A 10,341-nucleotide genomic window follows, 5' to 3' on the forward strand; every position below is an offset into this window, starting at 1 on the left:
GGGCGTGCTGCGGATCGATTTTCCGGGCGGCGCGGGCAGCGATCGGCTTGAAGAGATCTCGTGGGATGAGTGGTTCGAGAAGTTCGACGCGAAGAACCTGGCGTTTCTCTATCAGGACGAGAAAGCCAGCGGCGAGCAGAGCACGTTCTTTAAGCTGGTGAGCCGCGAGACGGCCAAAGAGAAGGGGAAGTAACGCTCATATCCCGTGGAGAGCCGTGCAGCTACCGGCTGACTCATGCGAGGCGTCGGCGAGGCTGCACGGTATTGCTTTGTTTCAATTTCTCTGCTCATCCGCCCGATAGGTGGGGTGATAGATTGATACGCTCAAGGATATTACCTTGCCGATCGAGCACACGTAGCTGGTGAGCGCTGGCCGATAGTGGCATAAGCAGCAGAAATGCGTTGCCGGTTGCTGCATCCTGTCCAATCTGTTGATTGCCGAGACTTACTTCTACCTCGACCCCAGGCTGGTGTATTTGACCGAACATGACGAGATACTGCCCGCCCGCCACTTCGACGCCATCCGTACGGAAGGCAATAAATTGCTCTTCTTGAAACATTGCTTGATTAAAACCCTTGCCGTACGTGGCGTGCCATCCTAGCTCTCCCCGCTCGACAAAATGATAGGAGAACATCTCTTCTTCGGGGTGACGCTGATCACGCATGGTATGAAGTATGATGCTGCCATGCGCCCAGGTGCGCGCTCCCAGGATCTTGAAGCTCTGTACAATATGCGGCGGTAGATCTGCGCCTTCCAGAATTGAGTGTCTGACAGCTTCTTCGGGCGTGGCGGAGCCAATGCGCTCCCCTCGACTTGGCAATCCTTCGCAGCCTGTGAGCAGCACGCCCAGGTAGATACCAGCTATGATCAGCCGTAGCTTTTGTTGCATACTCCTCTCCATGTTATCTATGCGCTGCATTTACCTTACATAAAATTAATTCGTGTTCTCTCACGTATACATGGGATGTGAGCAGCGTATAAGCTGCCACGTCCGATAGTGCTTGGTCTAGCGTGCGAATGTGTATCCCCAATCAACCGTACGAGAAGGATCTGTGTAGATTGAGTGGTACCACGTAATTGTCGATTTCTTGTAGAATCCCATGCCGTGTGTTTGTAGCGTGCGCAGGGAAAAACCGGGCTCCGAGGTGTACGTGTACTTCGCTGCATCCGCACTTGGATCATAATTGAAGGTCCACGCAGCAATATCGGTGGAGAAATCGCTACGATCCACAACACTTACCGCAGGAGTGGTAAACGACCATTCCTTGCTCACCGAGAAAGCAACGGAAAACTCGCGATCAGCAGGTGCATACCCTGTCGAAAAACCGATATTTACTGCTGCTGTGCTATCGCGATTTGTAGTAGTTGGCCCGTACCTGTACAGGCGTTCGGTAGAGTCCATTCGCTTCATGTCTACCATTGTGGCTAGTCCATAGGTGCGGTAATTAGTGCCGCAATGACCGAATCCTCCAAGAGTTTGCTGTTGAATGTCGGCTGACCAATAATCGTAGGTCCAGTCGCCGTCATCCTCAACACGGTTCACGGTTGCAATCTCATTGTATTTCCCATATCCGCCGAGATAGGAAGGACAGAGATCGAGCACATTACTGGCGATTTTAGGCGCAAGATAGTAAGCCTGCAATCCAGGTGCGCGCTTGCGGTGTGCTGCAGCAAGATTGTACACGCTTGCGAGGTGATCATAGATGTCTGCTGCCAGATCATCAATGCTTAACGTTGCTGAAGCTTCAGATGGTACAAGGACGCCACCCGAAATCGACCCTTCTAAACCGATGAGCGTGACGCTTCCTGCTACGTAACGCTCGGTTTTTGGGTGCATTTCGAGCACCTCTACATCTAGCTCCTGCGCAATCTGCTGTGGTGCCGCACCAATTGTCATGAGGGATTTACTGCGTTTCAGCATTCGCTTAAGCTTATTGCGCTTTCCCTGATCGTTAACCATTTCCATCATCCCGTCCCGGCTTACGACCAAGACATCAAAGCTCGCTGTGTCCGCCTGATCATTTGTAATATACTCTCCGCCAAACTTGTCGGCTAGTCCTGGGGGTAGCCGATGGATGTCTCCTGCAAGAAACTTGACACGTCCAACTGCTTGTGCCGTGGGGCTATTTGCGTGCTGAGGGACAACTGCCATGGCTTGCGATCCGAGAGTAAACGCCAATGCTGCAGTGCTAAGCATTGATAGCAAGGAGAACCTGCTCATAAGAACCTCGTTTCAAAGAATGATGACAGGATCGAACGGGTCAGTCTGGCTTACTCCCAAGAATTGGGTTCGGTAGACGCGCCTTCGCCGAATACTAGAATCCCTCCTTTCGGTGGAGTACAAAGGTTCATCGCTGTGTTCATTCAACACGGCGCGCTTCGGGGGTGAAAGGAAAGGGGGGATTACGTAGGGGATGCACAAACTGTAAAATGCAATTTTACAAATAAAATCACTAACCTATGCTCAATCTACCACCGCCGAGCAGCATGGTTCGGTGGCACATTTCGTGACAATGCTCATTCAAGATGCGCGCTACTCGTAGCGCTGCGAGCAGAGCTCTAGGGTATGGAACACATTCGTCAATGCGCTCCTGCGGGTCAGGTGGCATCGCTGCCTGCGGCGCAAAGACCAGGAAATGAGTGCCTATGGGAATGAGCGACCGCTGGTACGAAAACGCAATCATCTACTGTCTGGATGTCGATACCTTTCAAGACTCGGACGGCGACGGCGACGGGGATTTTGCGGGCCTGACCAAGCGCCTCGACTACCTCGCGGGCCTGGGCGTTACCTGCATCTGGCTGCTGCCGTTCTACCCCTCGCCCAACCGCGACAACGGCTACGATGTGACGGAGTACTACGGCGTCGATCCGCGCCTTGGGACGCTAGGCGACTTCGTAGAGTTTATGCGCGAGGCCCGCGAGCGCGGCATGCGCGTGATTGTCGATCTGGTCGTCAACCACACCTCGGATCAGCACCCGTGGTTTCAGGCGGCCTGCCGCGACAAGCGCTCGCCGTTCCGCGACTTCTACGTCTGGTCGGAAGAAAAGCCCGCCGACGCGCACGAGGGCGTAGTCTTTCCCGGCAAGCAAGATGCCGTCTGGACCTATAGCGAAGAGGCCGGGGCCTACTATTTCCACCGCTTCTACGAGCACCAGCCCGATCTGAACATCAACAATCCTGCCGTGCGCGCGGAGATCTTCAAGATCATGGGCTTCTGGGCCGAGCTGGGCGTCTCCGGCTTTCGAGTGGACGCCGCGCCGTTTTTGATCGAGCTGAAGGGCATCGACGACCCGGAGATCGACGATCCGTACCTCTACCTCAAGGAGATGCACGAGTTTCTCACGGCGCGGCGCGGCGACGCGATCCTGCTGGCCGAGGCCAACGTGTCGCCCGACAAAATCGCGGCCTACTTCGGCGACGGCGATAAGATGCATATGCTCTTCAATTTCCTGGTCAATCAGCCGCTCTTCCTGGCGCTGGCCCGTGAGCAGGCCGCGCCGCTGATCAAGGCGCTCGACGCGCTGCCGGAGATTCCCACGTGGGGCCAGTGGGCCAACTTCCTGCGCAACCACGACGAGCTGGACCTGGGACGCCTCAGCGACGCGGAGCGCGGGGAGGTGTTTAAGCAGTTCGGACCTGAGGAGCACATGCAGCTCTACGAGCGCGGCATTCGGCGGCGGCTCGCTCCCATGCTGGGCGGCGATCAGGCGCGGCTGGCGCTGGCCTACAGCCTGCTCTTTACCCTGCCGGGCACGCCCGTGCTGCGCTACGGCGAGGAGATCGGCATGGGCGATGACCTGTCGCTCGAAGAGCGCGAGAGCGTCCGCACGCCGATGCAGTGGTCGCCTGAGGAGAACGGCGGCTTTTCCAAAGCGCCGAGGAAGAAGCTGGTACGTCCGGTGATCTCCGGCGGCTCGTACGGCTACCAGCGCGTCAACGTCGCCGCCCAGAGCCGCGACCCACGCTCGCTTCTCAACACGATCGAGCGCATGATCCGCACGCGCAAGGTCTGCCCCGAGTTTGGCTGGGGCCAGGCGCAGATCATGGATACCGGCGAGGCCAGCGTGTTCGCGCACCGCTGCGAGTGGGACGGCGGCATTGTGCTTGCGGTACATAACCTCTCGTCTAAAGCGTGCCCGGTCACGCTCGACCTGAGCGAGTACGAGGCCGGGCATCTCGTCGATCTGCTGGGTGATCGCGAGTACCGGCGCTTCGACGGCGGGAAGCATCAGATCGAGCTTGAGGGCTACGGCTATCGCTGGTTTCGCGTGGACGACATCCGCCAGGCGAGCCAGGAGTCGGAGCGTATGGAAGCAAGGAAACAAGGGAATAAGGGAACAAGGGAATAAGTGATTGAAGCCTTTGTTCAGTTCGAGGAGGAGACATGCAACTAAAACCGATCGAGCAACAGGTTGTCGTCGTCTTTGGCGCGTCGAGCGGCATCGGGCGGGCGACCGCGCTCAAGTTCGCCGAGCGCGGCGCGAAGCTGGTCGTCGCGGCACGCAGCGAGCACGGGCTGCAAACGCTGGTCGACGAGATCCGCCAGAAGGGTGGTCAGGCCATCGCCGTACCCGCCGACGTGACCGACTTCGAGCAGGTCAAGGCAGTGGCGGATCGGGCCGTGGCCGAGTACGGGCGGCTGGATACCTGGGCGCATATCGCGGGCGTTCACCTGTACGCCACGTTCGACGAAACCTCGCCGGAGGAGTTCCGGCGCGTGATCGAGGTCAACCTGATCGGCCAGGGCTACGGCGCGCTGGCGGCGCTGCCGCATCTCAAGCGCGAGGGACGCGGCGCGCTGATCCACGTCTCGTCGATCGAGTCGCAGCTTTCGCTGCCGTACCAGGCCGCATACGCCGCGTCGAAGCACGGCATTCCCGGCTTTCTGGACGCGCTGCGGATCGAGCTGCGGCACAAAAAGATCCCGATCAGCGTCACCAACATCATGCCCGCGACGATCAACACGCCGCTCTTCGACAAGGCGCGTACCAAGCTCGGCGTCAAGCCCAACATCCCGCCGCCGGTCTACCAGCCGTGGGTCGTCGCCGACCAGATCGTGTACGCCGCCGAGCATTCCGTGCGCGACATGATCGCCGGTGGCGGCGGCAAGCTGATGGTCCAGACTCAGAAGATCTCGCCGCTGCTGATGGACGCGCTGCTGCTGTGGGGCGGTTTTGAATCGCAGAAGACCGACCAGCCCAAATCGGCTGACGCGCCTGACAACCTGTACCAGCCGATTCAGGGCTTCGACACCGCCGAGGGCGACTTCGGCGACAAAGCGTTTTCGCGCAGCCTGTACAACTGGCTCGGACGGCATCCCTACCTGCGGCGGGCGATCTTCGGCTCGGCGCTCGGCGCGGCGGCGCTGCTGACCAGGCGCTCGGTCAGCCAGTCGTGACGCAGTGAGGGCCTGATCCCCAAGCGCAAAACCCGGGGCGTAGGAGTATACGGTGCTCCTGCGCCCTGCTGTTTAACCGAGCGCGCAGGCGACCGAACGTGGTGCGATACTTGCTCGTATGGCTCATTAGATCGCGCCGGAGGCGCGAGGAGCATAGATCATGCCTGGACGTGACATAATCGTCATAGGCGCTTCCGCCGGTGGTGTTGAGGCGCTGACCACGCTGGTACGTGGCCTGCCCGCCGATCTGAGCGCAGCGGTCTTTATCGTGCTGCATATTCCGCCGCAAAGCCCAAGCTTATTGCCGTCGATCTTGAGCCGCTCCGGCCCGCTGTCGGCAGCGCATCCGCGAGATGGCGATCCGATCAGAGCGGGACAGATCTATGTCGCGCCGCCAGATCATCATCTGCTGATCGAGCAGGGGCGGGTGCGCGTGGTGCGCGGCCCGAAGGAGAATCGCCACCGTCCGGCGGTCGATCCGCTCTTTCGGTCTGCCGCCTGCATCTACGGGCAGAGGGTGATCGGCGTGGTGCTGACCGGCTCGCTCGACGATGGCACCGCCGGGTTGCAGGCGATCAAGACGCGCGGTGGCATCGCCGTGGCGCAAGCTCCCGAAGATGCGCTGTATCCGAGTATGCCACGCAGTGCGGTAGAGAATGTCGCCGTAGACTATTGCCTGCCGATGGCGCAGATGGCCTCGCTGCTGGCGGAATTGGCGAACAATCCGGTCGCAGACGAAGAATCGTACCCCGTACCGCGCGAGATGGAACTGGAATCGAGGATTGTCGGAATGGATATGGCTGCATTACAAAGCGAAGAGCGGCCAGGCTTGCCCTCGGCCTTTTCTTGCCCGGAGTGTAACGGCGTGCTGTACGAGCTGCATGATAGCGATCTGGTTCGGTTCCGCTGCCGGGTTGGGCATGCGTTCTCAGTGGAGAGCGTCTTTGCCGAGCAGGCCGAGGCGCTGGAAACGGCGCTGTGGGTCGCGCTCAACACGCTGGAGGAGAGCGCCAGCCTGGGGCGGCGCATGGCGCAGCAGGCGCGGGAGCGCGGCCATATGATGTTAGTGCGGCGCTTCGAGTCAAAGGCGCGCGAGTCTGAGCAGCGCGCGGCGACCATCCGGCAGGTGTTGGTGAGGGACGATCCAATCACCGGCCTGGCCGAGATCGAAGAGACGAGCGGCGACGCGGTGGCCTGAGCGACGAAAGAGCCATGCGCCGCGAGGCCGGGGGTGCGGGCCGCAGCGCGAAACGCGGGACTTGAAACAAGGATAGTGCACGATGCCTGATCGGATCATGGTGGTGAACGATACGCAGGAGATCCTCGATCTCTTCGAGGATCTGCTGACCTCGGAAGGCTACGAGGTGGTACTGTACTCGTATGCCCTTCGCGATCTGGATGAGGTCAAGCAGGCCAAGCCCGATCTGATTGTGCTGGATTATATCTTTGGCGGCGAGCGCGAGGGCTGGAATCTCTTGCAGAAGCTCAAGATGCGGCGCGAGACAGAGCATATTCCCGTCGTGATCTGCACCGCCGCCAAGCGTCAGGTCGAGGAGATCGAGGGGCACCTGACCGCAATGGGCGTGGGCGTGGTGCTCAAGCCCTTCAACGTCGACGAGCTGCTCAAGACGATCCAGCAGATGCTCCAGTCACACCGCAAGAGCAGCGTCATAGATGCTGAGAAACTTGACAGCGATTCGTAGAGCCTGCATACTGCTTGCTCTTCTCGCGCGATGTCTATCACTAGAAATGGTTGTTCGATGGACCCGATCGATACGCAGGCCAACCTAACATCCGGCGATCTGATCGTGATTGGCTCCTCAGCCGGTGGTATCGAAGCGTTATCCGTCTTAGTTAGCTCACTGCCGCAGAGCTTTCCAGCCCCGATCGTGCTGGCGCAGCACCTCGATCCCAGCCGTCCCAGCATCCTCTCCGACATTCTTCAGCACCGCACCACGCTGCCGGTCGTAGTGGTCGAGACGCGCATGAAGCTGGAGCCGGGCACGATCTATGTCGTGCCGTCGAATCACCATGTCTCGATCGAGGACAGCGAGGTCGCGGTGCTGACCGATCAGCAGCCTCGACCGAAGCCGTCGATCGATCGGCTGCTCTCGTCTGCGGCGGCAGCCTATGGCGAGCGCTTGATCGCCGTGGTGCTGACCGGCTCCGGCTCCGACGGCGCGGCTGGCGCGGTGGATGTCAAAGAGGCGGGCGGCACGGTGATCGTTCAGAACCCGCAGACCGCGCGCTACCCCTCGATGCCGATGTCGCTGCCGCCGACGGTCGTCGATTTCGAGGCCGATATCGAGCGCATCGGGCCGCTGCTCTACGATCTGCTGACCGGCGTCGAGCTGCCGCAGACCGACAAGGCCGAAGATATGCTGCAGCAGATCCTGGAGCACGTCAATCGCCAGACCAGCATCGATTTTCGCGCCTACAAGTCCTCGACGGTGTTGCGTCGCATCGGGCGGCGGATGACCGTCACCCATAACCACACGCTCCGCGACTATGCCCACTACCTGGACCTGCACGCCGAGGAGATCGGCGAGCTGGTCCAGGCGCTGCTGATCAATGTCACCCAGTTCTTCCGCGATGACGAGGCGTTCGCCTATCTGAGGCAGAAGCTTCTGCCTTCGCTGCTGGACCAGGCGCGGCGCCGTGGCCGTGTGCTGCGGGTCTGGTCGGCGGGCTGCGCCTCAGGCGAGGAGCCGTACTCGCTGGCGATGCTGCTGGCCGATCTGCTGGGCGCGGAGCTGCCGGAGTGGAGCATCAAGATCTTCGCGACTGACCTGGACGCGGCGACGATCAATTTTGCGCGGCTCGGCATCTATCCCGAAACGCTGCTCAAGGATCTGCCGGACGATTACCGGGAGCGCTTCTTCGAGCGCCTCGACCATTCCTACCGCATCTCCAAGACGCTGCGCCAGATGGTGATCTTTGGGCACCAGGACTTGAGCCGCAGCGCGCCGTTTCCGCGCATCGATCTGGTGCTCTGCCGCAACGTGCTGATATACTTCACGCCGGAGCTGCAAGACTACGTGCTCAGCCAGTTCGCGTTCTCGCTGCGGCCCAGCAGCGGCTATCTCTTCCTGGGCAAGGCCGAGGTCATCCGCCCGACGCACCCGTACTTCGAGCTGGTCAACAAGCCGTGGAAGATCTACCGCTGCACAGGCGATCACGTGCCGCTGCCGCGTCGGCAGATTCTGGCCGATATTCGATCCCATCTGGAGCCGCAGGCGGTGCAGCCGCCGGGCGGCGGGGTGCCCGCGCCGCCCTCCGACGCCGATGCGCCGGTCATCCCTACCGATCTGACGGTGCTGCGGCGGCTGAACGAGCTGCTGCTGCGCTTCCTGCCGATCGGCGTCGTCGTGATCGATCGCTCCTATCAGGTGATCACCGTCAACTCGGCGGCGCGGCGGCTGCTGGCGCTCCGCGATGTCGGCAAGGAGCAGGACTTTCTCCATGCCGTACGCGGCATTCCCTACACCCAGGTGCGCAGCGCGATCGATACGGTCTTCCGCGAGCGCAATACGCTGAGCCTGCCCGAAGTGCTGCTCAGCGAGGCGAGCGGCGGTAATGGTCGCTATCTCTGCCTGACGATCGTGCCGATGCAGCTCGATGTGAGCACGCCCGATCTGGCGGCGATCAGCGTCAGCGATGTCACCGATCAGATCCAGACCCGGCAGCGCCTGGAGGCGGCGCAGGTCGAGCAGAACCAGCTTGTCAACGAGCTGGGCGCGGCCAATAAGCGGCTCAACGAGATAAATAAGGAGCTGCTCGACGCCAATGAAGAGCTGCAAGTCGCCAACGAAGAGATGATGCTGACCTACGAGGAGCTTCAGGCAACCAATGAGGAGTTCGAGGCGACCAACGAGGAGCTCCAGGCGACCAACGAGGAGATGGAAACCAATAACGAGGAGCTTCAGGCGACCAACGAGGAGTTCGAGGCGACCAACGAGGAGCTGCGGGCGCGCACCGGTGATCTGCAAGAGCTGGCCGCGATGCTCGAAACCGAGCGCGCACGCCTCGCCGAGATGGTCGAGCTGGCACCGTTCTATATCATGGTCTTGCGCGGCCCGCATCTGCACGTCGAGGCGCTCAACCCGCGCTATGCCCGGCTGCTTGAGGGCCGCGAGGTGCGCGAGCGACCGCTCGCTGAGGTGGCGCGCTACTTCTGGGAAGCCGATGCTACCGTGGTCGAGCTGGCGCGCGAGGCCTTCAGCCAGGATGCGCCCCGCACGTCACCCCACATGCTGGCCTACATTCCCAATCAGCACAGCCAATCCGTCGAGAGCTATTTCGTCTATACCATCGTGCCATCGCATGGCCGCGACGGCAGCGTCGACGGCGTGGTGATCTATGCCTCGGATGTCACCGAGCAGCGCGCCCGCGAGGCGTTTGAGGAGCGCGAGCGGCTGCGGCTGATCTTCGAGCACGCCGATCAGGTGGCGCTTGGCCTCTACGATGTCGAGACGACCGAGCTGCTGATTGGCACGCCCTATTATTTACAGGTATTGGCGCGGGCACATCCTGAGCGGAGCGACTTCATCGGCGGGCGCTGGCCGGAGATCGCGTTCATCGGGACGAGCGCGCACGCGCGCACACTCTGGCAGCAGGTGTGCGACAGCAGGCAGCCCCTACGCCTGGCTGAGGTTCGTCTCAAGCTGGCGGGCGATGAGCACGAGACTATCTGGAATTGGAACCTGATCCCGATCATGCGCTCGGAGCAACCGGAGCGCATTCGTTTTATGCTGGTGCTGGCGCTGGATATTACCGGGCAGATCAAGGCACGGGATGAGGCCGAGCGCCTGGATCATCTCAAAGACGAGTTTTTGTCGCTAGCCAGCCACGAGCTGCGCACGCCGCTTACATCGCTGACCGGAAATGCCTATATTCTGGAGCGGCTGCTCAAGAATGGCGCGTCTGCCGAGCAGCCTCCGT

Annotated in this window: 8 protein-coding genes; 6 read left to right on the top strand and 2 right to left on the bottom strand. The window is 60.8% G+C overall.

Translation table 11 applies throughout. The features are described 5' to 3' along the window. Positions 1 to 193, top strand: a 193-nt coding sequence (locus VFZ66_29025) for a hypothetical protein (protein HEX6293258.1), incomplete at its 5' end; no start/stop codon positions are given. A 94-nt stretch (positions 194 to 287) separates the two neighbouring features. Here VFZ66_29025 and VFZ66_29030 read toward each other — a convergent pair. Then, entirely contained in the window at positions 288 to 890 is a 603-nt protein-coding gene (locus VFZ66_29030; protein ID HEX6293259.1) for a hypothetical protein, read from the bottom strand. A 117-nt stretch (positions 891 to 1,007) separates the two neighbouring features. Beyond that, positions 1,008 to 2,222 (bottom strand): hypothetical protein, encoded by a 1,215-nt coding sequence (locus VFZ66_29035; protein HEX6293260.1) that lies wholly within the window; start codon positions 2,220 to 2,222, stop codon positions 1,008 to 1,010. A 425-nt stretch (positions 2,223 to 2,647) separates the two neighbouring features. Between VFZ66_29035 and VFZ66_29040 the strand changes: the two genes are divergently transcribed. The 5 genes from VFZ66_29040 to VFZ66_29060 form a co-directional block, all read left to right on the top strand. Continuing rightward, on the top strand, positions 2,648 to 4,351 hold the full coding sequence (locus tag VFZ66_29040; GenBank protein HEX6293261.1) for an alpha-amylase family protein: 1,704 nt from the start codon (positions 2,648 to 2,650) through the stop codon (positions 4,349 to 4,351). A 35-nt stretch (positions 4,352 to 4,386) separates the two neighbouring features. Then, a complete protein-coding gene (locus VFZ66_29045) occupies positions 4,387 to 5,400 on the top strand; it encodes an SDR family oxidoreductase (protein HEX6293262.1) in 1,014 nt (337 codons plus the stop codon). 160 nt (positions 5,401 to 5,560) lie between these two features. Beyond that, a complete protein-coding gene (locus VFZ66_29050; protein ID HEX6293263.1) occupies positions 5,561 to 6,598 on the top strand; it encodes a chemotaxis protein CheB in 1,038 nt (345 codons plus the stop codon). 82 nt (positions 6,599 to 6,680) lie between these two features. Beyond that, positions 6,681 to 7,103, top strand: a complete 423-nt coding sequence (locus tag VFZ66_29055) for a response regulator (GenBank protein HEX6293264.1) — start codon at positions 6,681 to 6,683, stop codon at positions 7,101 to 7,103. Between the two features lie 57 nt (positions 7,104 to 7,160). Beyond that, positions 7,161 to 10,341: CheR family methyltransferase (locus tag VFZ66_29060; GenBank protein HEX6293265.1), on the top strand; the 3,181-nt coding region annotated here is incomplete at its 3' end.

The organism is Herpetosiphonaceae bacterium, from assembly GCA_036374795.1.
GTDB lineage: Bacteria > Chloroflexota > Chloroflexia > Chloroflexales > Kallotenuaceae > LB3-1.

What these genes read in the sequence shown, in the direction of transcription:
- VFZ66_29055 (HEX6293264.1), top strand. Translation starts at nt 6,681, where the DNA reads ATGCCTGATCGGATCATGGTGGTGAACGATACGCAGGAGATCCTCGAT.
- VFZ66_29035 (HEX6293260.1), bottom strand. Translation starts at nt 2,222, where the DNA reads ATGAGCAGGTTCTCCTTGCTATCAATGCTTAGCACTGCAGCATTGGCG.
- VFZ66_29040 (HEX6293261.1), top strand. Translation starts at nt 2,648, where the DNA reads ATGGGAATGAGCGACCGCTGGTACGAAAACGCAATCATCTACTGTCTG.
- VFZ66_29045 (HEX6293262.1), top strand. Translation starts at nt 4,387, where the DNA reads ATGCAACTAAAACCGATCGAGCAACAGGTTGTCGTCGTCTTTGGCGCG.
- VFZ66_29030 (HEX6293259.1), bottom strand. Translation starts at nt 890, where the DNA reads ATGCAACAAAAGCTACGGCTGATCATAGCTGGTATCTACCTGGGCGTG.
- VFZ66_29050 (HEX6293263.1), top strand. Translation starts at nt 5,561, where the DNA reads ATGCCTGGACGTGACATAATCGTCATAGGCGCTTCCGCCGGTGGTGTT.